This window comes from Micromonospora sp. KC213 (assembly GCF_004348325.1).
Taxonomy (GTDB): domain Bacteria; phylum Actinomycetota; class Actinomycetes; order Mycobacteriales; family Micromonosporaceae; genus Micromonospora.
In genome coordinates this window covers 1-25830 of the sequence record NZ_SMKF01000078.1, presented here as the reverse complement: position 1 = coordinate 25830, position 25830 = coordinate 1, and the positions used below count along the sequence as shown (strand labels likewise).

General features: G+C 73.4%; 22 protein-coding genes, 5 tRNA genes and 2 pseudogenes. 13 read left to right on the top strand and 16 right to left on the bottom strand.

Translation table 11 applies throughout. The features are described 5' to 3' along the window. The 4 genes and pseudogenes from E1166_RS17145 to E1166_RS17135 all read right to left on the bottom strand — a co-directional run. On the bottom strand, positions 1-981 hold a 981-nt coding region (locus E1166_RS17145), incomplete at its 3' end, for a diacylglycerol kinase family protein (RefSeq protein ID WP_132340060.1). Between the two features lie 119 nt (positions 982-1100). After that, positions 1101-1277 (bottom strand): annotated as a pseudogene (locus E1166_RS32090) (Clp protease N-terminal domain-containing protein); the annotation flags it as partial. A gap of 241 nt (positions 1278-1518) precedes the next feature. Further along, positions 1519-1653 (bottom strand): annotated as a pseudogene (locus E1166_RS31550) (Clp protease N-terminal domain-containing protein); the annotation flags it as partial. Next, positions 1653-1889 carry an HTH domain-containing protein gene (locus E1166_RS17135; protein WP_132265497.1) on the bottom strand — a complete coding sequence of 79 codons (237 nt, stop codon included), beginning with the start codon at positions 1887-1889 and terminating at the stop codon, positions 1653-1655. The pseudogene E1166_RS31550 and the gene E1166_RS17135, both read right to left, overlap by 1 nt. A 175-nt stretch (positions 1890-2064) precedes the next feature. On the opposite strand from E1166_RS17135, the gene E1166_RS17130 reads away from it, so the two are divergent. The 4 genes from E1166_RS17130 (at position 2065) to E1166_RS17115 (ending at position 7209) form a co-directional block, all read left to right on the top strand. Then, complete coding sequence (locus E1166_RS17130) at positions 2065-2850, top strand: protein phosphatase 2C domain-containing protein (RefSeq protein ID WP_132265499.1); 786 nt, start codon at positions 2065-2067, stop codon at positions 2848-2850. 102 nt (positions 2851-2952) lie between these two features. Continuing rightward, the gene (locus E1166_RS17125) at positions 2953-3813 is read left to right on the top strand and encodes a universal stress protein (protein ID WP_132340058.1); all 861 of its coding nucleotides are present in this window, start codon (positions 2953-2955) and stop codon (positions 3811-3813) included. Between the two features lie 94 nt (positions 3814-3907). Continuing rightward, on the top strand, positions 3908-6316 hold the full coding sequence (locus E1166_RS17120) for a phosphoketolase family protein (RefSeq protein ID WP_132340056.1): 2409 nt from the start codon (positions 3908-3910) through the stop codon (positions 6314-6316). Further along, on the top strand, positions 6313-7209 hold the full coding sequence (locus E1166_RS17115; RefSeq protein WP_132340054.1) for a universal stress protein: 897 nt from the start codon (positions 6313-6315) through the stop codon (positions 7207-7209). The genes E1166_RS17120 and E1166_RS17115 overlap by 4 nt, the downstream gene beginning before the upstream one ends. Before the next feature lie 148 nt (positions 7210-7357). Here E1166_RS17115 and E1166_RS17110 read toward each other — a convergent pair whose 3' ends face one another. Then, complete coding sequence (locus E1166_RS17110) at positions 7358-8362, bottom strand: NAD-dependent epimerase/dehydratase family protein (protein WP_132340052.1); 1005 nt, start codon at positions 8360-8362, stop codon at positions 7358-7360. 261 nt (positions 8363-8623) lie between these two features. Here E1166_RS17110 and E1166_RS17105 point away from each other — a divergent pair, with 261 nt between their 5' ends. Further along, a complete protein-coding gene (locus E1166_RS17105; protein ID WP_132340050.1) occupies positions 8624-9940 on the top strand; it encodes a PHB depolymerase family esterase in 1317 nt (438 codons plus the stop codon). Positions 9941-10051: 111 nt separating this feature from the next. On the opposite strand, the gene E1166_RS17100 is transcribed toward E1166_RS17105, so the two are convergent. After that, a complete protein-coding gene (locus tag E1166_RS17100) occupies positions 10052-11266 on the bottom strand; it encodes a putative PEP-binding protein (protein WP_207914288.1) in 1215 nt (404 codons plus the stop codon). Further along, a complete protein-coding gene (locus tag E1166_RS17095) occupies positions 11263-13119 on the bottom strand; it encodes an FAD/NAD(P)-binding protein (protein WP_132340048.1) in 1857 nt (618 codons plus the stop codon). Before E1166_RS17095 ends, E1166_RS17100 begins: the two co-directional genes overlap by 4 nt. A 291-nt stretch (positions 13120-13410) precedes the next feature. Between E1166_RS17095 and E1166_RS17090 the strand changes: the two genes are divergently transcribed. Further along, complete coding sequence (locus E1166_RS17090) at positions 13411-13902, top strand: OsmC family protein (protein ID WP_132340046.1); 492 nt, start codon at positions 13411-13413, stop codon at positions 13900-13902. 70 nt (positions 13903-13972) lie between these two features. Here E1166_RS17090 and E1166_RS17085 read toward each other — a convergent pair. Beyond that, positions 13973-14047: transfer RNA gene (locus E1166_RS17085), tRNA-Val, on the bottom strand. Between the two features lie 9 nt (positions 14048-14056). Further along, a tRNA-Gly gene (locus E1166_RS17080) sits at positions 14057-14129 on the bottom strand. Positions 14130-14279: 150 nt separating this feature from the next. Between E1166_RS17080 and E1166_RS17075 the strand changes: the two genes are divergently transcribed. Beyond that, positions 14280-14519: a DUF6458 family protein gene (locus E1166_RS17075; RefSeq protein ID WP_132267591.1), complete on the top strand. Its 240-nt coding sequence runs from the start codon at positions 14280-14282 to the stop codon at positions 14517-14519. Positions 14520-14611: 92 nt separating this feature from the next. Here E1166_RS17075 and E1166_RS17070 read toward each other — a convergent pair. The 3 genes from E1166_RS17070 to E1166_RS17060 all read right to left on the bottom strand — a co-directional run bounded on the left by E1166_RS17070 (position 14612) and on the right by E1166_RS17060 (position 14878). After that, positions 14612-14686: transfer RNA gene (locus tag E1166_RS17070), tRNA-Val, on the bottom strand. A 14-nt stretch (positions 14687-14700) separates the two neighbouring features. Next, positions 14701-14771, bottom strand: a tRNA-Cys gene (locus E1166_RS17065). Positions 14772-14805: 34 nt separating this feature from the next. After that, a tRNA-Gly gene (locus E1166_RS17060) sits at positions 14806-14878 on the bottom strand. A gap of 308 nt (positions 14879-15186) precedes the next feature. Here E1166_RS17060 and E1166_RS17055 point away from each other — a divergent pair. Both E1166_RS17055 and E1166_RS17050 read left to right on the top strand, forming a co-directional pair. Continuing rightward, entirely contained in the window at positions 15187-15789 is a 603-nt protein-coding gene (locus tag E1166_RS17055) for a TetR/AcrR family transcriptional regulator (protein ID WP_132267588.1), read from the top strand. A 210-nt stretch (positions 15790-15999) separates the two neighbouring features. Continuing rightward, positions 16000-18936 carry a M36 family metallopeptidase gene (locus tag E1166_RS17050; protein WP_207914286.1) on the top strand — a complete coding sequence of 979 codons (2937 nt, stop codon included), beginning with the start codon at positions 16000-16002 and terminating at the stop codon, positions 18934-18936. 46 nt (positions 18937-18982) lie between these two features. On the opposite strand, the gene E1166_RS17045 is transcribed toward E1166_RS17050, so the two are convergent. Next, positions 18983-19816 carry a hypothetical protein gene (locus E1166_RS17045; protein WP_243710393.1) on the bottom strand — a complete coding sequence of 278 codons (834 nt, stop codon included), beginning with the start codon at positions 19814-19816 and terminating at the stop codon, positions 18983-18985. 178 nt (positions 19817-19994) lie between these two features. Between E1166_RS17045 and E1166_RS17040 the strand changes: the two genes are divergently transcribed. Both E1166_RS17040 and E1166_RS17035 read left to right on the top strand, forming a co-directional pair. After that, the gene (locus tag E1166_RS17040) at positions 19995-20666 is read left to right on the top strand and encodes a 50S ribosomal protein L11 methyltransferase (protein WP_132340042.1); all 672 of its coding nucleotides are present in this window, start codon (positions 19995-19997) and stop codon (positions 20664-20666) included. Positions 20667-20675: 9 nt separating this feature from the next. Further along, positions 20676-21839, top strand: a complete 1164-nt coding sequence (locus E1166_RS17035; protein ID WP_132340040.1) for a cytochrome P450 — start codon at positions 20676-20678, stop codon at positions 21837-21839. 27 nt (positions 21840-21866) lie between these two features. Here E1166_RS17035 and bioD read toward each other — a convergent pair whose 3' ends face one another. Together bioD and E1166_RS17025 are read right to left on the bottom strand one after the other, a co-directional pair. Then, on the bottom strand, positions 21867-22571 hold the full coding sequence (gene bioD / locus E1166_RS17030) for a dethiobiotin synthase (RefSeq protein WP_132340064.1): 705 nt from the start codon (positions 22569-22571) through the stop codon (positions 21867-21869). A 20-nt stretch (positions 22572-22591) separates the two neighbouring features. Beyond that, the gene (locus E1166_RS17025) at positions 22592-23749 is read right to left on the bottom strand and encodes an 8-amino-7-oxononanoate synthase (protein ID WP_132340062.1); all 1158 of its coding nucleotides are present in this window, start codon (positions 23747-23749) and stop codon (positions 22592-22594) included. 230 nt (positions 23750-23979) lie between these two features. Here E1166_RS17025 and bioB point away from each other — a divergent pair, with 230 nt between their 5' ends. Together bioB and E1166_RS17015 are read left to right on the top strand one after the other, a co-directional pair. After that, positions 23980-24975 carry a biotin synthase BioB gene (bioB, locus tag E1166_RS17020; RefSeq protein WP_132340038.1) on the top strand — a complete coding sequence of 332 codons (996 nt, stop codon included), beginning with the start codon at positions 23980-23982 and terminating at the stop codon, positions 24973-24975. Between the two features lie 10 nt (positions 24976-24985). Then, on the top strand, positions 24986-25210 hold the full coding sequence (locus E1166_RS17015; RefSeq protein WP_243706323.1) for a hypothetical protein: 225 nt from the start codon (positions 24986-24988) through the stop codon (positions 25208-25210). A gap of 130 nt (positions 25211-25340) precedes the next feature. On the opposite strand, the gene E1166_RS17010 is transcribed toward E1166_RS17015, so the two are convergent. Further along, positions 25341-25829, bottom strand: coding sequence for a DUF488 domain-containing protein (locus E1166_RS17010; protein ID WP_132340036.1), 489 nt, complete (start codon positions 25827-25829; stop codon positions 25341-25343). Position 25830 lies beyond the last annotated feature (1 nt).

Genomic DNA, 25830 nt, shown 5'->3' with positions numbered 1-25830 from the left:
CCGCTCGCCCCGCTCCCCCGCCGCCCCGGCGTCGCGGGCCAGGTCCGGGTCCCGCTCAGGACGCGGTACGCAGAGCCAGAGCGACGCGGGCCGGATCTCCACCCGCAGCGAGCGCCCCGGCTCGATCAGGTCGCCGTCGAGCTGGCGGGGCTGGGGCCGATCGCTGGAGATCTCGACCCGGCGGGCCCGGAACACCTCCATCCGGGGCACCCTGCCGCGCCGACGCACCACCGCCCAACCCAGGGCCAGCCAGTGCCGCAGCGTACGCGGGGTGAGCACGGCCACGTCGAGCCAGCCGTCGTCCGGCTCGGCGTCGGTGAGCAGGCGTACCCCGCCCTGGAGCCGGCCCACGTTGGCGACCAGCACCGAGCGGGCCCGGCGGCGCAGCGGCGGCCGGTCGTCCATGCTGACGGTGACCCGCATCGGCCGGTCGCGCAGGTGTCTGGCGGCGCCCACGACGTACGCCAGCCAGCCGATCCGCGCCTTGGTCGCCTCGGAGGTGTCCTGGAGCATCTGGGCGTCGAAGCCCATCCCGGCCATCACGACGAAGTGCCGGTCGCCGACCGCCCCGACGTCCAGCCGGCGCAGGCCGCGCTCCACGGCGGTCGCCAGCCCGGCGGCGAGGTCTCCGGACAGACCGAGGTTGGCGGCGAGCAGGTTGCCGGTGCCCTGCGGCAGGACGGCCAGCGCGGTGTCGGTGCCGACCAACCCGCTGACGCAGGCCATCACGGTGCCGTCACCGCCGCAGGCGAAGACGACCTGGGCGCCGTCACGGACGGCCGCCGCCGTCTGGCCCCGGCCCGGGTCCTCCACGGTGGTCTCGTACCAGACCGGCCGGGGCCAGCCGGCGGCGGCCAGCGCGTCGTCCACGGTGCGGCGGAACGTATCGAGATCAACCACCTTGACCGGGTTGACCACGACCGCCGAGCGCGGCGCGGGATCGTCGGCGGTCACCGGGCGTTCCTGCTCTGCACCGTCCACGGCGCCAGTGTGCAGCAACCGGGGCCGGTCAGCGACCCGGCGGTGAGCGACGGTCGTCACCGCCCGCGGTCCGGCCGTCGCGGTGTGACCGCTCAGGCCGCCGCGCGTACCGCTGTCTCGACCCGGCCGCGCAGGTCGTCCAGGTCCAGCCCGGCCTCGGTGAGCACCAGCGCAGCGAGCCCGCCGCCCTCGCGGAGCAGCCCGAGCAGGATGTGCTCGGTGCCGATGTGCCGGTGGCGCAGCCGCAGCGCCTCCCGCAGGGACAACTCCAGCACCTTCTTCGCCCGTGGGGAGAAACGCCCGTCGTCGTGCCGGCGGAGACCCCAGCGGCGGCGCGGGGCCGGCGCGGCCTCGCGCAGCGCGTCCGGGCCGAAGGACTCCTCGATCCGGGCGACGATCGCGGTCAGGTCGATGCCGATCTCCCGCAGCGTTGGCGGCGTCGGCCTCGCCGAGCCCGCTGGCGCCGCGGGCGGTGTGCCGGGCGACGCGGGCGCGCAGATCGGCGCTGTCCGCACCCGCGTCGGCGAGCACCCGGCCGGCGAGCGCGTCGCCGTCGGCGAGCAGTGCGAGCAGCAGGTGCTCGGTGCCGACCGGGTGCCGACCGGCGGCCCGGGCCTCCTCGACCGCCCGGTGGACCGCCGCGCGGGACCGGTCGGTGAACCGTTCGAACATCACGCCTCCCTGTTGCCGGGTACCGCCGGTCGCCCGGCGTGCTTCTTGTGGACCGCCTGCCTGCTGACCTCGAGCGCGTCGGCGATCTCCTGCCAGGACCAGCCCTGCCGGCGGGCGTTGTCCACCTGGACGATCTCCAACCGTTCGAGCAGCCGGCGCAGGGCGAGCACCGCGCGGAGCCCGACCCTGGGGTCGGTGCTGCCGGCGGCCGCCGCGAGTTCCGTAGCCTGACTCATGTCGTCAACCTACGTTGACAGCACGGGTATGTCAACCTACGTTGACGCCGCGACCGTCCCGCCGGGTTCGAACTCGACGGCGCCCCACTGCACGATCGGCTGATCGGACCGGGCGTCCGCCGACACGAGCGACCGGACGCCCGATCCGGGGCTGCAACGGTGTTACCGTCCGCAGGTGTTCCGTCGCCGCTCCGCCACGCTGACCGTCCCGGCCGCCCGCCGCCTGACCGTCGGCCAGGTCACGTTGGAGGTCGCCGACGGCAGCGTGGCCGGGCACCGGTACCGGGCCAACTTCGACGCGTGGCACGTCGACCCGGAGCTGCCGCTGGCGGTGGTCGCCGACGGCATGGGCGACGGCGAGGGCAGCCTCCTGGCCGCCACCGTCGCGACCGAGACCCTGACGGAGCTGGTCCGGGCCGGATGGCCGACGGTCGGGCCGCGCGAGCTGCGCGCCGCCGTCGCCGAGGCCCAGATCCGGGTACGCCGGACCGGCGCCGCCCTGGACGAGCTGACCGGCTGCACCCTCACCGCACTGCTGGCCGACCCGGACGGCGAACACTGCTGGATCGTCCAGCTCGGCGACTCCCGGGCGTACCGGCTGCGCGGCGGGGTGCTGGAGCTGGTCACCGTCGACCACACCATGGCCTGGCTCGGGGTGCTGCACGGCTGGTGGCCGGCGAACTCCCCGGAGGCCGCACGGGCCCGCTACCAGCTCCTGCGTTACGTCGGCCATCCCGACCGGCCGGAAGCGGACCTGCTCGCCCTGCCGCTGCGCCCCGGCGACACCTGGCTGCTCTGCACCGACGGGGTCAGCGACCAGCTCGACTACCACCGGCTGCGGGACCTGCTGTCCGGGCGGGCTCCGGCCGACGCCGTCCAGGCTCTGCTCGACGCCACCCTCGGCGAGGGCGGCGTCGACAACGCCACCGCGGCCGTGCTGCGCGTCCGCTCCGCCACCTGACCTCGTCTCGTGTCGCGATCCCCGCCCGCCACGCGGGCGGTCCGGCTAGCGTCGGAGGGGACGACGTCGGCCGCGTGCACCGCGCCCCGGGAGGTGAGCCGGATGACCGCATCCGTCGACGGGCCGGTGGTCGCCGGCGTAAGCCTTGCTCCGCACGGCATGCAGGTGGTCCGCCTGGCCGCGCAGGAGGCCGCCGCGCACCGCCGGGATCTGACCCTGCTGCACGCCTTCAACTGGGAGGCGGCCTTCGAGGCCCCGTCGATCGTCGGCCCGCGGGCCGAGGCCGAGGAGTTGATCGCCCGGGCCTCGGCGGTCGCCCACGAGGTGGAACCGTCGGTCTCCGTCCACGCCGAGATCGTCGAGGGCCCGCCGGTCGCGGCGCTGGCCCGCCGCTCCGGATCGGCGTTCCTGCTGGCCGTGGGCGACGGCGGCATGGCGCACCACGCGGGATGCGTGCCGGCCGACCGGCCGGCGGTGCAGCTCGCCGCCCGGGCCGGTTGCCCGGTGCTGGTGGGCCGTCAGGAGCCGCCACCGGCCGGCCCGGTGCTGGTCGGGGTGGACGGGTCGGAGAGCGCACCGGCCACGCTCGACTTCGCGCTGAACTGCGCGGACCGCCGGCAGGCTCGGCTGGTGGCGATCCGGGTGGTCGAACCGGGGCACCCCGACGGGAACCGGGACACCCTCGCCGAGACGATCACCCGGGTCGGCCGGGCCTATCCCGGGGTGGCCATCGAATGCCACACCGTACGCGGCGACCCGGGCATCGTCCTGGTGGAGCAGTCCCGCACCGCGCAGCTCACCGTCGTCGGCGCCCGGGGCGACGAGCCGTGGCGCGGCATGTTGGGCGCGGTCAGCCAGGCCCTGCTGTACCACGCGCCGTCGCCGGTCATCGTCGTGCGTGGCATCGCCGGCGGGCCGGCGGGTGGGCAGGGCACCCCTGACGCCCGGGACCAACGACCCTGATCCGGGCCGCCCGGGGCAGGAAAGCTGGACCATGCCCGGGACGAATCACGCTTCTGGGTGCAGAGTTCCCCGACGTGCGAGAGGCTATTGCAGCATGGACACCGCTCTCGACCTGCACGGTCCGCTGACCGACGACGAGCTGCGCCGACTGGACGCCTACTGGCGGGCGGCCAACTACCTGACCGTCGGGCAGATCTACCTGCTGGACAACCCGCTGCTGCGAGAGCCGTTGCAGCCGGAGCACGTCAAGCCGCGGCTGCTCGGCCACTGGGGCACCAGCCCCGGCCTGAACCTCCTCTACACCCACCTCAACCGGGTCATCGTCAACCGGGACCTCTCGACCATCTTCATCACCGGTCCGGGGCACGGCGGCCCGGCGCTGGTCGCGAACACCTGGCTGGAAGGCACCTACAGCGAGCTGTACCACGACATCGGCCGGGACGAGACCGGCATGCGGCGGCTGTTCCGCCAGTTCTCCTTCCCCGGCGGCATCCCCAGCCACGTGGCGCCGGAGGTGCCGGGCTCGATCCACGAGGGCGGCGAACTGGGGTACGCCCTCAGCCACGCCTACGGCGCGGCGTTCGACAACCCCGACCTGCTGGTGGCCTGCGTGATCGGCGACGGCGAGGCGGAGACCGGCCCGCTGGCCGGCAGTTGGCTGTCCAACGCGTTCCTCAATCCGGCCCGGGACGGTGCCGTGCTGCCCATCCTGCACCTCAACGGGTACAAGATCGCCAACCCGACGGTGCTGGACCGGATCCCCGCCGGTGACCTGCTCGACATGATGCGCGGTTTCGGCCACCAGCCGTACCTGGTCGAGGGCGACGACCCCGCCACGGTGCACCACCTGCTGGCCGCCACCCTGGACCGGGCCTGCGACGAGATCGCCGAGATCCAGCGTCGGGCGCGCTCCGGCGGAACGGTCGAACGCCCCCGCTGGCCGATGATCATCCTGCGTACGCCGAAGGGCTGGACCGGTCCCCGCGAGGTCGACGGCAAACGGGTCGAGGGAACCTACCGTGCTCACCAGGTGCCGGTCGCCGACGTACGGAAGAACCCCGAGCACCTGGCCGACCTGGAACGCTGGCTGCGCAGCTACCACCCGGAGGAACTGTTCGACGCCACCGGCGGCCCGGTCGAGGAACTGACTGCCCTGCCCCCGCGGGGCGACCGGCGGATGAGCGCCAACCCGGTGGCCAACGGCGGACGCCTGCTGCGGGACCTGGACCTGCCGGACTTCCGTGACTACGCGGTCGACGTCACCGAACCGGGCCAGCCGGCGGTGGGCGCCACCGGCGTGCTCGGCACGTGGGTCCGCGACGTGATCAGCCGCAACCCGCAGACCTTCCGCCTGTTCGGCCCCGACGAGATCGCCTCCAACCGACTCAGCGCCTCCTTCGAGGTCACCGACCGGACGTTCGTCGCCGGCACCGTCGAGGGCGACGACCACCTCTCCCCGGACGGCCGGGTGATGGAGGTGCTCTCCGAGCATCTGTGCCAGGGGTGGCTGGAGGGCTACCTGCTCACCGGACGGCACGGCATCTTCACCAGCTACGAGGCGTTCATCCACATCGTCGACTCGATGGTCAACCAGCACGCCAAGTGGCTGAAGGTGACCCGGGGCATCCCGTGGCGGCAGCCGGTGGCGTCGCTGAACTACCTGCTCTCCAGCCACGTGTGGCAGCAGGACCACAACGGTTTCTCGCACCAGGACCCGGGCTTCATCGACCACATGGTCAACAAGAAGGCCGAAGTGGTGCGGGTGTACCTGCCGCCGGACGGCAACACGCTGCTCTCCACGATGGACCACTGCCTGCGCAGCCGGAACTACATCAACGTGGTGGTGGCCGGCAAGCAGCCGTCGCCGAGTTGGCTGAGCATGGACGAGGCGGTCCACCACTGCCGGCGTGGTCTGGGCATCTGGGGCTGGGCCAGCACCGACGAGGGCAGTGAACCGGACGTGGTGCTCGCCTGCGCCGGCGACGTACCGACCCTGGAGACCCTCGCCGCGGCCGATCTGCTCCGGCGGCGTCTGCCCGAACTGAGGGTCCGGGTGGTCAACGTGGTCGACCTGATGCGCCTGCAACCGCCGTCGGAACATCCGCACGGTCTGCCGGACAAGGAGTTCGACACCATCTTCACCCGCGACAAGCCGATCATCTTCGCGTACCACGGCTACCCGTGGCTGATCCACCGGCTCACCTACCGCCGCACCAACCACGGCAACCTGCACGTACGCGGCTACAAGGAGGAGGGCACCACCACCACCCCGTTCGACATGGTGATGCTCAACGACCTGGACCGGTTCCACCTGGTCATCGACGTGATCGACCGGGTGCCGGGGCTCGCCTCCCGCGCCGCCCACCTGCGTCAGGAGATGGTCGACGCCCGGCAGAGCTGCCGGGACCACACCCGCCGGTACGGCGAGGACGACCCGCGGGTCGCCGAGTGGCGCTGGATCCGCGAGACCGACCCGACCGACGCGTCCGAAACAACGGCATGAGCGGCGACGAGATCCTGGTCGGCTTCGACGGTTCCGCCGACGCCAAGCTGGCGTTGCGGTGGGCACTGGACGAGGCGCGGCACAGCGGGCGTCCGGTGCGCCTGGCGTACGTCTTCGAGTGGCTGACCGTCGGCGGTTGGGTCGGTCCGGGGGTGGCCCCCGGGGTCTGGCCGGACGAGACGGCCCGCCGGCAGGTCGAGGAACTGGTTGGCAGAGCCGCGGCGGACGCCGCCGCCGAACGGCCCGGCGTCACCGTGCACGGTGTGGTCCTCGACGGCCCGCCCGCCGTGGTCCTGCAGGAGCGTTCCGCCGAGGCGGGGCTGCTGGTGCTGGGCAGCCGGGGGCACGGCGGCTTCGGTGGCCTGCTCGCCGGCTCCACCGCCGTGGCGGTGACCGCCCACGCGCACTGCCCGGTGGTGGTGGTCCGCGAGGGGCGCACCGGCGCGGCGGGGCCGGTCGTGGTGGGCTTCGACGGTTCCGAGTCGTCCCGGGTGGCACTGGGGTTCGCGGTGGAGCACGCCGCGAAGCGGACGGTGCCGCTGCGGGTCGTGCGGGTGTTCGAGCCGCCGAGCGGCCGGTGGCGGCCGGCGGACCGCGACGAGCAGGCCACCGCCGCCGAGGAGCGGGCCGTGGTGGAGGAGTCGCTCGCCGGATGGCGGGAAACCTGCCCCGACGTGACGGTCGAGATCGTGGTGGCGCCCGGCAACCCGGCCGCGACGCTGGTCGAGGCGAGCCGGGACGCCCAGCTCGTGGTGGTGGGCAGCCGGGGCCGGGGCGGGTTGCGCGGAATGCTGCTCGGCTCGGTCAGCCAGCAGCTGATCCAGCACGCCCACTGCCCGGTGGCGGTGGCCCGGGAGAGCACGACAGACGGCGACGGACGGGTCGGACGATGAGCCACCAGAGGCCGGGACAGGACCGGCCGTAGAGCATCGCGCCGGCCGACGTCGCGGCGACCGCCGGCCACGCGCCGTCGGTGCACCGCGGCCGTCTGATCCGGCGGCCGGCCCCGCGCCCCCGTCCGCCGCGGGGCCGGCCGCCCGGTCAGGCCCCGTGGTGGGCGGCCAGCAGCGCGGCCTCCCGCGCGGGGTCGAGCCCGACCGGCGCCCGGGCCGGCCGCCCGGCGCGCTGCGGCACCGCCCCGACCTCCTGCAACCAGTGCCAGGTGTCGGCGACCGTCTCGGCCACCGGCCGGCAGGTCAGCCCCGCCGCGTACGCCTTGGCGACGCCCCGCTCCTGCATCCAGCGGAACTCGTGGCCGGGCGGCACCCAGATCGGCAGGTCGTTCCAGGGCACCACGCGGGCGGCCAGGATCGGCTCGGGCGCGGTCCAGCGCAGCCGGGCGTCCGATCGGGTCACCGTGACCGCCGTGTCGAGCAGTTCCCCGATGGTGGTGTGCCCGGGGCGGCTGATCACGTTGAACGGTCCACCGGTGCCGGCGGCGGCGTGGTCCAGCGTCCACGCCGCCAGGTCCCGCACGTCGACGTACTGCACCGGCAGGTCGGCCGGGCCGGGGGCCAGCACGTCGCCGCCCCGGGCGATCCGGTGCAACCACCACGGCAGCCGGCCGATGTCCTCCCCCGGCCCGAGGATCAGCCCGGCCCGGACCAGCAGCGCCCGCAGGCCGAACACCTCCACCGCCGCCTGCTCGCCGCCGGCCTTGTTCGCCGGGTAGTCACCGTCCTCGGCGTCCGGCGCCGACACCACCACCGGCGTCTCCTCACCGGCCCCGGGCGGCACAGGTTGGGCGTACACGGATCCACTGGAGATGTAGGTGTAGTGCCCGACCCGGTCGCGCAGCGCCCGCGCCGCGGCTCCCACCTTCCGGGGCGCACCGTCCCAGGTGTCGACCACCAGGTCCCATTCGCCGCTGGCGAGCGCCGCCAGCCCGTCCGGCGCCGTCCGGTCACCCCGCAACCGGGGTACGCCTTCCGGCAGCACCCCGTGCAGCCCACGGTTGAAGACCGTCACCGACCACCTCCGGCGCACCGCCTCGGCGACCACCGCGCCGCCGACGAAACCCGTGCCGCCGAGTACCAGAAGCCTCATGGAGCTCAGCCTGGCCGGTACCGGCCGCCGGGCACAGCCGTGTTCACTGCCAGCGGATCTGCCGACGGCAGAACCGGCCGGACGCCCTGACTGTTCCCTGGTCGCGACGTACCGCGCGTCGAGCGCGCGGACACTCACCTGCCGCAACCCGCGACCCACGCCAGGCAGATCGCCGCCACACGCGGCAAAGCACGACACTAAATTGACGACTGTCACTATCTTGTCTAACGTTCGTCAGCGACTACCTTCAGTGGAGGCATCATGAGACGCACCCGGACGGTACTGGCGGGCATCGCCGGTACCCTGCTCCTCGCCGCCGGCGGAATCGTCCTGTCGCAGCCGGCGTCCGCAGCGGCACTGACCGAGGTGACCAACTTCGGCAACAACCCGGGCGGAATGCGGATGCACATCTACGTGCCGGACTCCCGCCCGGCCAACCCGGGCATCGTCGTGGCCATGCACGGCTGCGGCGGCTCAGGCCCGGGCTTCTACTCCAGCAGCGAGTTCGCCTCCCTGGCCGACCGGCACGGGTTCATCGTCATCTACCCGAGCGCGCAGCAGGAGGCCGGATTCGGCAAGTGCTTCGACACCTGGTCCGACGCGGCGAAGCGCCGTGGCGGCGGCAGCGACCCGGTCTCCCTCGTCTCGATGGTGAACTACGCCCAGCGGCAGTACGGCGGCGACCCGAACCGGGTCTACGCCACCGGCAGCTCGTCGGGCGGCATGATGACCCAGCACATGCTCACCGTCTACCCGGACGTCTTCAAGGCCGGCGCGTCGTTCATGGGCGTGCCGTTCAACTGCTTCGCCAACGCCGCGGACTACCCACCCGGCGGCCGGTGCACGAACGGAAGCATGAACCGGACCCCACAGCAGTGGGGTGACGCGGTCCGGCAGGCGTACCCCGGCTACACCGGACCCCGGCCACGCGTCCAGCTCTGGCACGGCACCAACGACACCCTCGTGCCGTACCAACTGCTGCAGGAGTCGATCGAGCAGTGGACCAACGTGTTCGGGCTCAGCCAGACACCGACGTCCACCGACACCCCGCGGACCAACTGGAACCGCAGCCGGTACGCCGACAACAGCGGCACCGTGCAGGTGGAGGCGTACAGCATCCAGGGCGCCGGGCACTCCCTGCCCAGCAGCGGCATGGCACAGGTCGCCATCCAGTTCTTCGGCCTGGCCGGCTCGACGCCCACGCCCTCCGAGCCGAGCACACCGACCCCGACGCCGACCAGCACTCCGACCCCGCCGGCCAGCCCGACCGCCTGTCGGGTCACCTACCAGGCCAACACCTGGAACTCCGGCTTCACCACCACGGTGACCGTGACCAACACCGACACCACCGCGATCAACGGCTGGACGCTGCAGTGGACCTGGCCCGGCAACCAGCAGGTGACCGGCGCCTGGAACGCCACGGTCACGCAGAGCGGCAACCAGGTCAGCGCCCGCAACGTCAACTGGAACGCGACGATCGTGCCGAACCAGAGCACGAGCTTCGGTTTCCAGGCGACCTACAGCGGCACCAACACCGCACCCACCCGGTTCACCCTGAACGGGGCGATCTGCGGCTGACCAGCAGCGGGCGGGGATCCCGGCGCAACGGCCGGACCCCGCCCGGCGACGCCGGGCGGCGCCACGCCGCAGCCCCGCCACGACCTGTTCGACCTACCGGTCAGCGGGCGATCACCGAGACGCAAGGACATGCCGGAGTTCCGAGACGCACATCATGTACCCGGTGGGGGTCGGCAACCGTTCGAGGTAGTAGTCGAGGTCGGCACCGAGCGCGAACACGCGGGCCGGGATCCCGGCCTCGCGCGCGTCGTCGATCACCTGGCGCAGGCCGTCGAGGACGGCTGGGTGACGGGTGCGGTAGGACTCGGCGACCAGATGGTTGCTGCGGTCGGCGGCGAGGTAGAACTGCACCAGATCCTTGGTGCCGACGAACAGTTCGTCGGCACCGGCGGCACAGATGGCGGACGTGGCGTGGACCGCCGCCGGCGTCTCGATGAACGCGGACAGGGGCGTCTCGGTCGGCAGGCCGAGGTGCGGACGCAGCTTCGCGAACTCTTCGGCGTCGGTGAGAAACGGCGCCGACAGGTGGACCCGGTCGGCCTCGGCGCCGAGTCGTTCGCGCAGGGTCTCCAGCATGACGTGCAACGCCTGGGGATAGGTGGCCGACCGGAGCAGCCATCGGGTGCCGTGCAGGCCCATGTCGGGGTTGGGCTCACGCGGCACCGTGGCCTTCGCCGTGATGTGGGCGGCATCGTCCGAGCGCAGGTCGAGCATACGTAGGATCAGCCGCTGGCCCGGCAGGAGCGCTTCGACGCACTCCTGCAGCTGCTCGGCGACAGCACGCCCGTAAGCGTTGACAGCGGTCCCACCGCGCAGGGCGTCGATGGGGCTCAGCGCCGCGGCGAAACACAGGAACTCCTCGCGGAGGAAGAAGGACTCCACCCGGCCCGCATGCGGACCGCTCGAGTTGAGGCCGCGGATGTCCCCGAGGTCGGCGATCACCGCGCAGGCCGAGCCGAGACGGTCCGCCGGTGGCGCGGTGGCACCCGTGGGCGCGGTCCCGGCATCGCCGGCGACACCGACCAGGACCGACCCACGTTCCAGGTCGAGCGTCACCTCGCCGACGATCTTGTCAAGGTCGGTCGGGTCGACCCGCAGGACGGGGATGCCCTTGGCACGGCAGATGGACTGCATGTGCCCGGTCCGCCCACCGGAACTACACACGACCGCGCGGGCGCTCATGAGCGCGCCGTACAGCCTCGGATGGAGTGCGGGGGCGACGAGAACGGAGCCCTTCACCGGCCGTCCGGTGCGGTTGCACGGCCCGCCCACCACCGGTTCGGTTCCGCGAATGAGCAGCACGCCCCTGATCTGTCGTTCGGTCACGAGCCCTCCGCATCCTCATCGTTCGTGATGCCCAGCTGCCGGCGCAACTGGCGCGGTGTCACCGAGACGTCCGTGAGCCGCTCGACCGCCGCCTGGTTGACCGCGGCGCGCATCAGCTGGCAGCGTCCGGCGACGGGGACGGCGTCGAGGCGGTGATCGGACGAGCGCAGGTGGGTCCTCAGTCGCGCGTCGAGGCGTTCGCGCTCGGCCCGGGACCGCGCGGCGAGCCGCCGTACTTCCAGGGACACGGCCTGTTCGAACGCAGCGCGGATGGTCTCGTCGGCGCTGGACGCGCGGCGGTGTTCCGCGGCGGCGTGGCGTGCCGAGCCGCCGCAGTGCAGTTCGAGCCGTTCGATCACGTGCGCGGCGACCACGATGGAATGGTTCTTGATCGCGGCGAGATTGAACGCGAAGGCGCCGGTGCGGCCGTTGCGCACGATTTCGTCACCCTCGCGCATCACCCCGATGGCCGAGAGCATCTCGACCGGCTCGCCGTCGGGCCGAAGCGCCGTGCCCCGGTCGTCGACCTCGATGCCGCGTCCGGTGCGCTGGTGGGGGGTGACGAGCTCGTTGGCGACGAGACTCGTCCACAGTGGCGAGTCGACGTGGGTGTAGTCGGTCTCCCGGCCGAAGTTGCACACGACAAGGTCGGCCGGGATGACGCGGGTGGCCGCCTGCGTCGCCACGAAGACGTCGAGCCGCCCCGACTCCGCCGGCCTGACCCGCTCGATCTTGCCGACGACGACCTCGACCGAGCCGTGTTCGCAGGACATGGCGCGCTCGACGATCGACGTCGTGTACTGCACCGCGCCGACCCGCAGCGAGGCGATCTGGGTGCTGAACTCGTCGAGCAGCCGTCGCAGTTCGTCCGTCGGGATCTGCTCGATGGCCAGCGGGAGGTACGGCTCCCACGCCTTGGCCACTCGCTCCGTGACGATCCGCCGGTCCATGCCGGGGTGGTCCCGGATGACCGTGGCGCAGGCAGCCTCCCAACTGGTCCGGACGCGCGTCAGGAACTCCGCCCGGTTCCGGTACGGTTCGAACAGCACGGCGGGGGCGGGAAGCTGGACCACCTCGTGCTGGTGAGTCTCGGGGTACGCACGGGGCCTGGCCCCCGACGCGGAGACCAGGTGAATGGCGCCGGTGTGGCCCTGGCGCAGCAGCAGAGCCGCCGAGTCGTACGCGCTGAGCACCGTTCCGACGATCACGACGTCCGCGTCCGCTGGTGCCGCCAGAAGCCTCCGTACGCCGTCGGTCGAGTACGGGTGCCGGATGAATGCCTCGTGCCCGAGCACGTCGGTGGCGAAGGCCGGCTGCTTGAGCTCCATGCCGGTAGCCAGGATGACGTGGTCGGCCGTCAGCGTCCGCGTGTGCGCCGTACCGTCGCCGGACAGTTGCCGAATCGTCGCCACGACGTGGTGCGCGCGCACGTCGAGGTCCACCGCCTCGCCCTCGGCCTCGACGAGCTCGACGTCGGGGCATGCCTCCAGACGCGCTTCCGTGATGCGATCGGTCAGGTAGTCGTGGTAGATCCGGCGTGGAGCCGGCCCGTGTTCGACGAACGTGAAATCCGCCCACGGGGCGGGCCAGCCACGGCGATCGGCCTCGTGATTGGCCCAGCGTACGAAGTCGTTGACGTCCTCGCGGAACGCCGACATGCGGCCGGCCTGGATGTTGAACACGTGGTCCCAGGGGTTGCCGTCGCGGTGGTAGGCCACGCCGGCGTACCGGTAGTCGTGGCGGCGCTCGAGTAAGACTATTTCGAGGGGTTTGCGCGCGAACCGGAGGAGCCGGATCGCCGTTGCCGTGCCGGCCAGTCCGGCGCCGACGATGAGGACTCGGGGACGACGCATACCTGCCTCCGGCTTGTTCACGCGGGTGCGGTGCACTGCTCGACGCGCGTTTTCCGTAATGCGTTTCCACGGAACGACGCAGGGGGTCATCCTAGGGCGTCACCAGTATTGATGGCAGTCACACGAGCGCTCTACTTCCGCAATGCGGAGGTCAGTGGTCAACGGCGCTTGACGAGGGCCGCTTACCGACCGAATGGCGCGCTTGCCGGAACGTCCCGGGGAGCGGCAAGATAAGCGGATCCGCGCAGTGAGTCGCCCCGGGAATCAACGGCGAAGATCATCCGAAGGGAGATGGCGAACATGGACGAAATGACTGTAGCGCTGGCTCAGCGCGGACAGACGGGATCCGTCGCGAGCATCCGTGATCACACCATCGTGATGGACCGTCCGTCACCGCACGGCGGATCGGACGCGGGCCCGATGGGCGGCGAGACGCTCCTCGCCTCGGTCGGTGGCTGTTTCATGAGCACCCTCTATGCCGCCGCGCAGGCCCGGTCGATCCCGATCGAGGGTGCAAGCTGCCGGGTCACTGGCGTGTTCGCGCCGAATCCTCGCCGGTTCGGCGCGATCCGCATCGAGGTGACCTGCGACTCGTGCCCGTCGGCCGACCTCGAACACCTGGTCGAGGTGGCCGACCGGGGCTGCCTGGTGGCGGCGACCCTCCGGCAGGGCATCGAGGTGACCGCGTCCGTCGCCGCCTCGCACTCTTCCGCGGACGATTCGGCATCATCCAGTACGAAGCCCGCCGCCCGACCGGAGCAGACGATCGCGCGCCTTAATTGACGTGACGGGACACACACGAACGGCCCGTCACCGGAATTCCGGTAACGAGCCGTCGAGCTGCGCGAATGCGTGGTGGGCGATACTGGGTTTGAACCAGTGACCTCTTCCGTGTCAAGGAAGCGCGCTCCCACTGCGCCAATCGCCCGTGGTTGAGAGCGGACGACGGGATTCGAACCCGCGACCCTCACCTTGGCAAGGTGATGCGCTACCAGCTGCGCTACGTCCGCCTGCCCCCGGCGTTCCCCGGGGACGCCGTGAACTCTACCCGATGCCAAGATCGCCTTTGCACCGCCCCCGGCCCGTTGGTGATTGCGCTGGTGGACGAGGGGGTACTGACTCTCCCCGACAGCACACCACACCCCCTGAAGGAGGCTGTCGTGGGTATCGGAACGAGCATCTTCCTGCTAGCGGTCGGCGCGATCCTGACCTTCGCCCTGAACGCCAGCGTCGGTGGCGTGAACCTCGACGTCGTGGGCTGGATCCTGATGGCGGCCGGCGCACTCGGCCTGATCATGACCACGCTGGTCTGGGGCCGCCGTCGCACGGTGGTCACCACCGACCAGCCGGTGGAGTACCGGCGGGTCGAGGAGCGTCGGGACGTCGCGCCGCCGCTGTGACCGACCCGGGCCGCGGCCGACAAAACTGCGCCCCGGGTTCCGACCGCCGAGACGACGAAGGGCCGGCCCTCTGCGGACCGACCCTTCGTCACTGGTGGGCGATACTGGGTTTGAACCAGTGACCTCTTCCGTGTCAAGGAAGCGCGCTCCCACTGCGCCAATCGCCCGTGCTCTCGTACCGAGGTGGGGACGGGATTTGAACCCGCGTACACGGCTTTGCAGGCCGTTGCCTCGCCTCTCGGCCACCCCACCGAGGTTGCCCCCGTCATGCGTGGCGGCATCTCCGAGCGGACGACGGGATTCGAACCCGCGACCCTCACCTTGGCAAGGTGATGCGCTACCAGCTGCGCTACGTCCGCGTGCCTCCGGCGTTCCCCGGTGACGGATGGAAACTTTAGCCGAGGCGACGAACAGTTGCCAAATCGGGGCGGCATTCCGGCGCGCCCGCCCGTCCTAAGCTTCCTAGGAGCCTGGGTGGCAGGGGGGAGGGCAACCAGTGACGCCAGGCCCAGGCCGGGCGTCACCAACCACGCCAGGCGACGCGACCGACCGAGCCGGGACCGGTCGGCCCAGCCGACGACCGCTGTCCGGCTTCCGACTGACAGCTACGCGACTGACCGGCGGCGGTGACCCGTTGTGGTCACCCTGATGGGTTACCGTGACCGGCGTGACGAGACGTGCTGCCGATGTCCGCCTGGATTCCCTGCTGCGCACGGCCTGTGACGTGATCGTCGAGCGCGGACTCGCCAACACCCGGACGGCCGACGTGGCGCAGGCCGCCGGGGTCAGCCAGGCCCTGGTCTTCTACCACTTCGCCACCAAGGAACGCCTGCTCGCGCAGGCCTTCGCGTACGCGGTGGAGCAGGATCTGGCTCGGCTGGACGCGGTGGTCCGCTCCTCTGCCACGCCGCTGGCCAAGCTGCGCCGGATCCTGCGCCTCTACACCCCCGCCGGCCGCTCGACCTCGTGGTCCATGTGGATCGACGGCTGGGCGGAGTCGCTGCGCACCCCGGAGTTGGAGAAGGTCTGCCGCCGGCTCGACCTGCGCTGGCGGCAGGACCTCGCCGCGATCATCGCCGCCGGGGTGGCCGACGGCACCTTCGAGTGCGCCGATCCGGCCGGCGCGGCCTGGCGAATCAACGCGGTGATGGACGGCCTGGCGGTGCAGTTGGCCGTGCACGACCGGGTGATCTCCCGCCGCCAGGTCAGCGAGTGGATCCGGCTGGTCGCCGCCCGCGAGCTGGGCCTCGACCCGGCGCAACTCGACTGACCCGGCAGCACGATCGGGGCGTGGGCCGCCGCGGCGTTCGCCCAGGCGGGCCGTCGGAGCCACTCCCGACCGGCCGGTGAGGGCGACAGCACCGAACGTCGTTGTTGACCTTGCCCCCACCCGATCGGCCTGGTATCCAAAGATGCGCATGCGTAACCGCGCATGCCCCGGGCCGGCGCCGCGCCGGCCCCGCTCCCACGAGGAGGTCACGTGCCCATACCGGAGTGGACACCCCCGACGAGCCGGCCCCGACGCCGGCTCGTCCCCGTACTGGCGACCGTTGGTCTGGTCGCCGCCCTGCTCTCCAGTGGCGGCACCGCCACGGCGGCACCGGGCGACGCGCCGGCCCCGGCACCCGGCCCCTCCGGCTCGTTCGCCGACGACAGCCACCCGGCCGCCGACGTCGACAACCGCGTCGGCACCGCCGCGCCGGACGCCCGGCAGCGCGGACTCGCCCGGCGGCTCGACCCCGACGTGCGGTGGAACCGCCTGGGCACCCCGCACGCGCTCGGACCGGCCCGGAACCCCCTCGCCACCGGCCTGCCCGCCGACCCGGAGGCCGCCGCCCGGCGCTACCTCACCGAGCACCGGGACCTGTTCGGCCTGGACGCCGACGCCGTCGCCGCGATGGACCGGGTGCTGGTCCACCCCGTCGGCACAGGAGCGGTGGTCACCCTCCGCCAGCGCTTCGGCCACCTGCCCGCCGGCCACGACGGCCTGGTCACCGTCGCGGTCGTCGACGGTTCGGTGATCTCGGTCAGTTCCTCGCTGGCCCGGGACGCCTCCGCGCCGGCGCCGGCCACCCTCACCGGCGAGCAGGCGTACGCCGCCGCGCTCGCCGACGCCGGCCTGCACGCCGGCGCGGTGGCCCGGCACAGCGTCCGTCCGGTCGCCGTGCCCACCCCCCGCGACGGCAACCGCGCCGCGTACGAGGTGACCCTGATCGGCGCGAGCACGAACCTGCCCGCGGCGTACACCACCTACGTCGACGGAATCACCGGCCAGGTGCTCGTCCGCGAGGACCTGGTCGACTACGACTCGGAGAACCCGAGCTGGGCGGTCTACCCGGCCGCCCCGCCCGGCGACACGGCGGGCGGGCCCGACCGGCGGGTGCGCTGGTGCGCCACGCCGGCACCGGACTGCGCCGCCGCCTTCACCGACCCGGCCAGCGGAAAACCGTGGGACGTCGACCTGGCCACCGGGGCACCGACCGGCACCTCCCGCGGCAACTCGGCCAACACGGTGGTCTCCTGGGGCGCGGGCAACCCGATGGTGCCGGCCACGGCCAGCCCGCAGCGACGCTACGAGTACCCGTTCACCGACCAGTGGCGCGAGGCCCGCTGCAACCCGGCGGTCTTCGCCTCCGCCCCGCGCAACGACGCCGACGCGGCCGTCGCCAACCTCTTCGCCATGCACAACCGGATGCACGACTGGGCCTGGCACCTCGGCTTCACCGAGGCCACCTGGAACCTCCAGGCGGTCAACCTCAGCGGAGCCGGCCTCGGCGGCGACGCCGAACAGGGCCGCGCCCAGCAGGGGGCGCTCTCGGGCAACCGGAACAACGCCAACCAGGGCACGCCGCGCGACGGCCTGCCGCCGACCACCAACATGTACCTGTGGCAGCCGCAGGCCGGCGGCCCGTACCCGCCGTGCGTGGACGGGGACTACGACATGACGGTGATCGGGCACGAGTACACCCACGCCATCACCAACCGGATGATCGCCGGGCCGGACAGCGGCATCGGCGGGCACCAGGGCGGGGCGATGGGCGAATCGTGGAGCGACCTGCTCGCCGCCGAGTACCTGTACGAGCACGGCCTGCGCGCCCCCGGCGAGACGCCGTGGATCACCGGCGGATACGTCACCGGCAACCTGGTCAGCGGCATCCGCAACCACGACTTCAGCCGCAGCCCGCTCAACTACTCCGACGTCGGCTACAACACCGCCGGTCCGGGCGTGCACGCCGACGGGGAGATCTGGAGCGCCACCAACTTCCGGATCCGCTCCGCGCTGGTGAAGCGGTACGGCCTGGGCACCCCGCAGCGTCAGCTCGACTGCGCGCGGGGCACGGTGGCCGCCGACCGATGCCCCGGCAACCGGCGCTGGGTGCAGTTGGTCTTCGACTCGTTCCTGCTCCAGGCCGCCAGCCAGGTCAGCATGCTCGACATGCGGGACAACCTGCTCACCGCGGACCGGCTGCGCTTCGGTGGGGCCAACCAGGAGCTGATCTGGACGGAGTTCGCCCGCTCCGGGATAGGCCGGGACGCCGCCACCAACGGCGCGGGCGACACCGACCCGACGCCGAGCTTCGCCAGCCCGACGGGCGGCAACGCCACCCTGACCCTGCGGGCCAGGGGCGAGAGCGCCGACGCGCCGATCCGGCTCTACGTCGGCGACTACGAGGCCCGGGCCACCCCGATCGCGGACACCGACCCGGCCACCGGACTGCCGGACACCTTCGAGGCGGTGCCCGGCACGTACCAGTTGCTCGCGGTGGCGCCCGGCTTCGGGCACCAGCGGCTCAGCGCGGTCGCCGAGGTGGGCCGCCAGGGCTACGTCGACCTGCGGTTGAGCCGCAACCTGGCGGCCACGGCTTCCGGGGCGGTGATCACCGGTGACGGGGTGAACCTGGACCGGATCGGTGACGACACCGAGGCCACCAACTGGGCCTCGCTGAACGGGGTCGCCGGTCGGCAGGTGACGGTGGCGCTGCCCGGGGGTGCCCCGCACCCGGTCGGCCGGATCAACGTCAGCGGCATGCTCCGCCCGGCGATCAACGGCGACGCCGACGCGGGCGGACAGAACGCGCTGAGCGCGGTGCGCTCCTTCGCGGTCTGGGCCTGCAACGCCAGGACCACCGACTGCGCCGACCCCGGCCGCTGGACGCGGATCTACACCAGCGCCGCCGACGCCTTCCCGGGAGGCAGCTACCGGGCGTACACCCGAGACGTCAACCTGCGTTCGTTCCGGGTGCCGACCACCGTCGCCACGCACGTACGGCTGGAGATCCTGACCAGCCAGTGCACCGGAGGCCCGGCGTACGCCGGCGAGCAGGATGACGACCCGGCGGCGCGCACCGACTGCGCGACCGCCAGCCCGGCCCGCGACCAGGTGCGGGTCGCCGAGTTCCAGGTGTTCTCCGGGTGACAGCCCGCCGGGGCCGGGTGAACCACCCGGCCCCGGCGGCCCCCGATCAGCGCCGCGCCGGCGTCCAGCGGCGCGGCCGTTCGAACGGCGCGCCGCCGGACTCCTCGGCGGTGGCCGTGCGGGTCAACTGCCGCAGTCGCAGCAGCAGCCCGACGCCGAGGAAGAGCAGCAGTCCACCGAGGAGGAACGCCGCCTGCACCACACCGAAGCCGCCGGCCGGGGTCCCGGACGTCGGCCGACCCGCGGCCGGTGGCACCTGGGCCGCCGCCGGTTCGCTGACCGACTCGGCCGGCTCGTCGACCACCGCCGACTCGGTCGGCTCGACCGCCGACTCGGTCGGGGTGGGCGCGACGGTGGGCGTCGCGCCGAAGCCGGGGCCGATCACGGTACGGGTGGCGCTCTGCCGGGCGAGCAGGCGCAGGCCCGGGTCGTACGCCTCGGCGGCCAGGGTGATCCGACCCTCGCTGACCGACTCGTCGAAGGCGACCCGGTAGCGGGCGGTGACCGTCTGGTTGGCGCAGAGGGTGCCCGGGTCGAGTTGCCGGTCGGTCAGCCGGGCCACCGACCCCTCGGTGCGAATGTCCAGCGGGAAGGCGCCGTTCTCCTCCACCCGGTCCATCTTCACCTGGTTGAGCCGCAGTCCGTCCACGGTGAGCACCATCGACCAGCGGACCTTCAGGCAGCCGCCGCCGTCGTTGCGGGACACCACGGCGGAGAGCGTGCGTACCTCGCCGTCGGCGACGAACTCGTCCGGCAGGCCGCTCATCACGGTGGCGAACCCGGCCGCCGCGGATGACGGCTGGGGAGCGGCCAGCACTGTCCCGGACAGACAGGCCAGCACCACCCCGACCCGCATCGCGTTGCGCCACACCCTCGCCACCGTCACCCTCCTCACGTCGGTCCCGTCCAACCGCCACGCTATGAGGGGTCGGGGGAAGCCGGTAGACGGGCGTGTTCGCACGGAGCGTGAAGTACGGGGGCGACTATCACCGACAGTGGTGAACCGATCACGACCGACCCGCGACACGCCGGAAAGGCGGTGGGAGGACAATCACCCGGTGTCCGAACTCTCCGCGGCCTTCGTCCGGCTGCACGCCCGCCTCGCCCCGGTGGCCTTCGTCCCCGAGGTCCGGCTGCACCAGGCCGACGAGCCCATCGGGCTCTGGGAACTGACCGAGGGGGAGTTCCGCAGCGCCCAGCCGCCCCCGTTCTGGGCCTTCGCCTGGGCCGGGGGGCAGGGGCTGGCCCGCCACGTCACCGACCACCCGGAGCTGGTCGCCGGCCGCCGGGTGCTCGACCTGGCCGCCGGCTCCGGCCTGGTGGCCATCGCCGCCGCGCGGGCCGGCGCCCGGTCCGTGCGCGCCGTGGAGATCGACGAGCGGGCGGTGGCCGCCGTCGCGCTCAACGCCGAGGCCAACGGGGTACGCGTCGACGCGGAGCTGGGCGACATCCTCGACTCCGACGCCGGGGACGCCGAGGTGGTGCTCGCCGGGGACGTCTTCTACAGCGAGGCGATGGCCAGGCGGATGCTGCGTTTCCTGCTCCGGGCCGCCCGGACCGGTGGGGCCCGGGTGCTGGTCGGCGACCCGGGCCGGGCGTTCCTGCCCCGGGAACGGTTCCGCGAGCTGGCCGCGTACGACGTGCCGGTGCCGGAGGGGCTGGAGAGCGTACGGGTGAAGCGCACCACCGTCTGGGAGCTGGATCCGGCCCCGCCGGGGGCCACCCGATAGCGTGACGGCGTGCTGTTCCGGGGCTGGGGGGAGTCCGTCGACGGGCGGTGGCCGGACGTGGCCGTCGTCGCCGACCACATCGGGGTCGACCACCTGGTGGTCACCCGGCACGCGCTGGTCCGGCAGGTGCTCGCCGACCCGGTGACCTGGCGGCCGGACAACGCCCTGGACGCGGTGACTCCGGTGCCGGTGGCCGCGCTGCGGGTGCTCGCCGGGCACCGGTTCCGGCTGCCACCGACCCTGGCGAACAACTCCTCGGCCAGCCACCCGGGCATCCGGGCGCTGGTGGCCGAGGCGCTGCACCCGGCCCGGGTCGCCGCGCAGCAGCCGTGGCTGACCGCGCTGGTCCGGCGGCGGGTGGACCGCCTCGCCACCGCCCTCGACGCCGGAGAGCCGGTCGACCTGTACGCCGGGCTCGCCGCCGACCTGCCGCTGCTGGTGCTGGCCCGGCTCGTCGAGCTGCCCGACGCGCCGGTCGACGCGGTGAAGAACTTCGCCCGGGCCGCGCTGGAGCTGTTCTGGGCCCCGCTGGACGCCGACCGGCAGCTCGCCCTCGCCGCCGAGGTGGGCCGCTTCCACACCGTGCTGCGGGACTTCGCCGCCACCGGGGGCGGCCTGGCCGCCGCGCTGCGCGCCGCCGGGCACTCCCCCGACGTGGTGGTCGGTGCCCTGTTCTTCCTGCTGGTGGCCGGCCAGGAGACCACCTCGCAGTTCCTCACCCTGCTGCTGCACCGGCTCACCGCCGAGCCGGCGGTCCGCGCCGGGCTGCGCGACGGCACCGCGGCGGTGGCGGACGTGGTGGAGGAGGGGCTGCGGCTGGAACCGCCGATCGTGACCTGGCGGCGGGTGGCCGCGGTGGACGCCACGCTGGGCGGGACGGCGGTCGCGGCGGGCACCAGTGTCGTGCTCTGGCTGGCCCGCGCCGGACGGGACCCCGAGGTGGTGGCCGCGCCGACCCGGTTCGCCCCCGGACAGCGCGGGTCACGGCGGCACCTGGCCTTCGGCGCGGGCGCGCACCGCTGCGTCGGCGCACAGCTGGCCCGGATGGAGGCGGCGGTGGTGGTGGCCGAGGCGGCGCCGCTGCTCGACGGGGTGACGGTGGTCCGTCCGCCCTGGTGCCCGGACAATCTCACCTTCCGGATGCCGGACGCGTTCGTCGTCCGCCGCGGCTGACGCCGGCGCGCCGGTCGGCTCAGCTGGTCAGCCGGCGTCCTCGGCCCAGGCCCGCCAGTCGTCGAGCACGCCGTACAGCGTCGGGGTCAGCCAGCCCGGGGCGGAGCGCCGGAACACCCCCGGGTCCATCGCCCCCGCGCCGGTGGGCAGGGCGCCGAGCAGGTTCGGCACCAGCTCGGTCAGGTTCGCCCAGTGCACCAGTTCCGGTTCGGCCGGCCAGGCGCCGATCACCAGTCCGGCGGGGATGGCCCGCCGCTGCAGCGCCTCCAGGGTGAGCGCGGTGTGGTTGAGGGTGCCGAGCCCGGCACGGGTCACCACCACGGCCGGGGCGCCCAGCGAGACGGCCAGGTCGGCGACGGTCCACGGCTCACCGGACGGACGCAGCCCCATCGGCACGAGCAGCCCGCCGGCCCCCTCGACCAGCACCAGGTCGTGCTTGTCGGCCTCCTCACGGACCTCGTCGACGGCGGTGTACAGCTCCAGCGGCGAAAGCTCCGCGACCCGGGCCGCGGCGAGCGGAGCCAGCGGGTCCGGGTAACTGGCCAGGGTCCGCCCGGTCAGCGGGGCGGCCAGCCGGGTCACCACGTCCACGTCACCGGGCTCCCCGGTGGCCGTACCCGTCTGGCCGGGCTTGACCACCGCGACCCGCATGCCGGCGGCCTGCGCGGCGGCCGTGATCGCGGCCGTCACGATGGTCTTGCCGACCCCGGTGTCGGTGCCGGTGACCAGCACCACGCCCTGCCACGGTGCGGTCACGGCCGCACCTCCGACGCCTTCGGCGCGCACGCCACGATGACGTCCAGGGCCCGCGTGAAGTCGGCCCGGGACACGGCGGCGGAGAGGGTGAGCCGCAGCCGCGAGCGGCTGTCCGGGGTGGACGGCGGACGGAAGCAGCCGACGGCGACGCCCCGGTCGCGGCAGTCGGCCGCCCACCTGGTGGCCGCCTGCGGACTGGGGGCGGTCAGCGACACCACGGCCGCGTCGGGGGCGGGAACGGTCAGTCCGGCGGCGGCCAGCCGGCGGACCGCGAGCGCGGCCCGGTCGGCCAGCTCCGCGCGCAGGTCGTCGCCGGCCCGGGCCAGCACCAGCGCGGCGTGCACGCCGGCCGCGACCGCCGGGGGCAGCGCGGTGTCGAAGATGAACGTCCGGCCGGTCTCCACCAGGTGCCGGACGAACTCGGCCGGCCCGGCCACCACCCCGCCCGCGCCGCCGAGCGCCTTGGAGAGAGTGGCGGTGACCACCACGTCGGGTGCGCCGGCGAGACCGGCCGCGGCGACCGCGCCCGCGCCGCCCGGCCCGGTGACCCCGAGCCCGTGCGCGTCGTCGACCAGCAGCAGCGCGCCGTGCCGGCGGGCGACGGCGTGCAGCGCGGCGAGCGGGGCGAGGTCGCCGTCGACGGAGAAGACCGACTCGGTCACCACCACGGCGGGACGGCCGGGCGCGGCAGCGAGAGCGGCGGCCACCGCGTCGACGTCGGCGTGCGCGGTGACCACGGTCTCGGCGCCGGAGATCCGGCAGCCGTCGATCAGCGAGGCGTGGTTGTGGGCGTCGGAGACCAGCAGCGTACGCGGCTGCGCCAGGCCCCGGACGGCCGCGAGGTTGGCCAGGTAGCCGGAGGAGAAGACCAGCGCCCGGTCGGTGCCGAGCCAGCCGGCGAGGGCGTCCTCCAGGGCATGGTGGGCGTCGGTGGAGCCGCGGACCAGCCGCGACCCGGTGGCGCCCAGCCCGTACGCCGACAGCGCCTCGGTGGCGGCGGCGGTGACCTCGGGGTGGGCGGCCAGGCCGAGGTAGTCGTTGCCGGCCAGATCGATCACCGCGTCGCCGGCGGCGCGGGGCCGCAGCACGCGGGTCAGCCCGGCCCTGGCGCGCAGGTCGGCGCGGCGGTCGAGGGCCGCGAGCCAGTCCGCCACCGTCTCCGCCTCCTCCACGTACGGCTTCCGTCGGGGCGCGTCGGGCATCCGGCGGCGCGCCCGCCGGGCGAAGTTACCACCCGCCGCCGCCGCGGCCGGCGTGGTGTGGGCCGCCGCACCGTGCCGGGTCTCCCGGTCACCTGCGCGCGGCGGTGGACCCCGGTCGGGCGGGGTCGCCGCACCGGTTCGGCCGCTTCTCCGGCCGGTGGCGGCCTTGTAGGCTACGAGCCATGCCAGAGATCCTCGACCAGGCCCGTGCCCAGGTGCTGGGCAGCGGCGTCGGCCTCGACGAGGCCGGTGTCCTCGCCGTGCTCACCCTGCCCGACGAGCACCTTCCCGCCGCCCTCCAGCTCGCGCACGAGGTGCGGATGCGCTGGTGCGGCCCGGAGGTCGAGGTCGAGGGCATCGTGTCGTTGAAGACCGGCGGCTGCCCGGAGGACTGCCACTTCTGCTCGCAGTCAGGGCTGTTCACCTCCCCCGTCCGGTCGGTCTGGCTGGACATTCCCTCGCTGGTCGAGGCGGCGAAGCAGACCGCGAAGACGGGGGCGACCGAGTTCTGCATCGTGGCCGCCGTGCGGGGCCCGGACGCCCGGCTGATGAAGCAGATGCGCGAGGGGGTCGCCGCCATCAGGGCGGAGGTCGACATCCAGGTGGCCGCGTCGCTCGGGATGCTCACCCAGGAGCAGGTCGACGAGCTGGTCGAGATGGGTGTGCACCGCTACAACCACAACCTGGAGACCTGCCGCTCCTACTTCCCGAACGTGGTCACCACGCACTCGTGGGAGGAGCGCTGGGAGACGCTGCGGATGGTCCGCGAGTCCGGCATGGAGGTCTGCTGCGGCGGCATCCTCGGGCTGGGCGAGACGGTGGAGCAGCGCGCCGAGTTCGCCGCGCAGCTGGCCGAACTGGACCCGCACGAGGTGCCGCTGAACTTCCTCAACCCGCGTCCGGGCACGCCGCTCGGTGACCGCCCGGTGGTGGAGGGCAAGGACGCGCTGCGCGCCATCGCCGCGTTCCGGCTGGCCATGCCCCGCACCATCCTGCGGTACGCGGGCGGCCGGGAGATCACCCTCGGCGACCTGGGCACCCGCGACGGTCTGCTGGGCGGCATCAACGCCGTCATCGTCGGCAACTACCTGACCACGCTGGGGCGGCCGGCGACCGACGACCTGAAGTTGCTCGACGAGCTGAAGATGCCGGTCAAGGCGCTGTCGGCAACGCTGTGAGGTGAGGGGCGTGACCGAGCCTGTCGAGTTGGCCGACCGGGTTGGCGCCGGCGCGCCGCGCTGGTGCGACCGGTGCGGGGCGGAGGCGGCGACCGGCGCACACGCCGCGTGCGCGGCGGCCCGCGTCCTGGAGCCGCCGCGCTACTGCGCGCACTGCCGCCGGCGAATGAAGGTGCAGGTGGTTCCAACCGGCTGGTCGGCGGTCTGCGTCGAACACGGCGAGATTCGGGGCTGAGCCGGTTCCGCGGGTCGCGCGGGTTCACTCCGCGTCCGGCGACGGACGCACCCGGGACCTCGCGCCCCGGGCCCCGGCCGGTGCCCGGGGCGATCGGCGGGCCCGGGCGGGCTCGGCTCGCCGTCCCACATCAGGTGCCCGTCGGGGAGGCGCCGTCCCACATCAGGTGCCCGTCGGGGAGGCGCCGGGCACCGTCGGCCGGGCGGTGCGGGCCGAGCCGGCCGTCGGGCATGAGGTGCCGTACCTCGACCCCGCGCGCGAGCACGGCGACGTCGGCGATCATCCGCCGGTGGCAGCGCCACCACACGCTCTCGCTGCACATCACCGCGGTGCTCCGCCGGGCCGCGTCGGCGAGCACGCCGTCCAGCGCCGCGTCGAACTCCACCGTCCGGGTGTGGGCGGCGTACGCCCGGAACGCCGCGACGGTCCACCAGGTGTCCGGCTCGGGCTGCCCGGTGCGGACGTGCCGGCGACCGCCGAGGCGGGGCTCCCAGCGGTAGTCGACGCCCCGCTGGGGCAGCCAGCGCTCCAGTGCCTCGCGGCGTACGTCGGGGTTGGTCCGGCTGCCCGGGTACCGCCGCACGTCCACGACCAGCGCCACCCCCGCCCCCACCAACAGG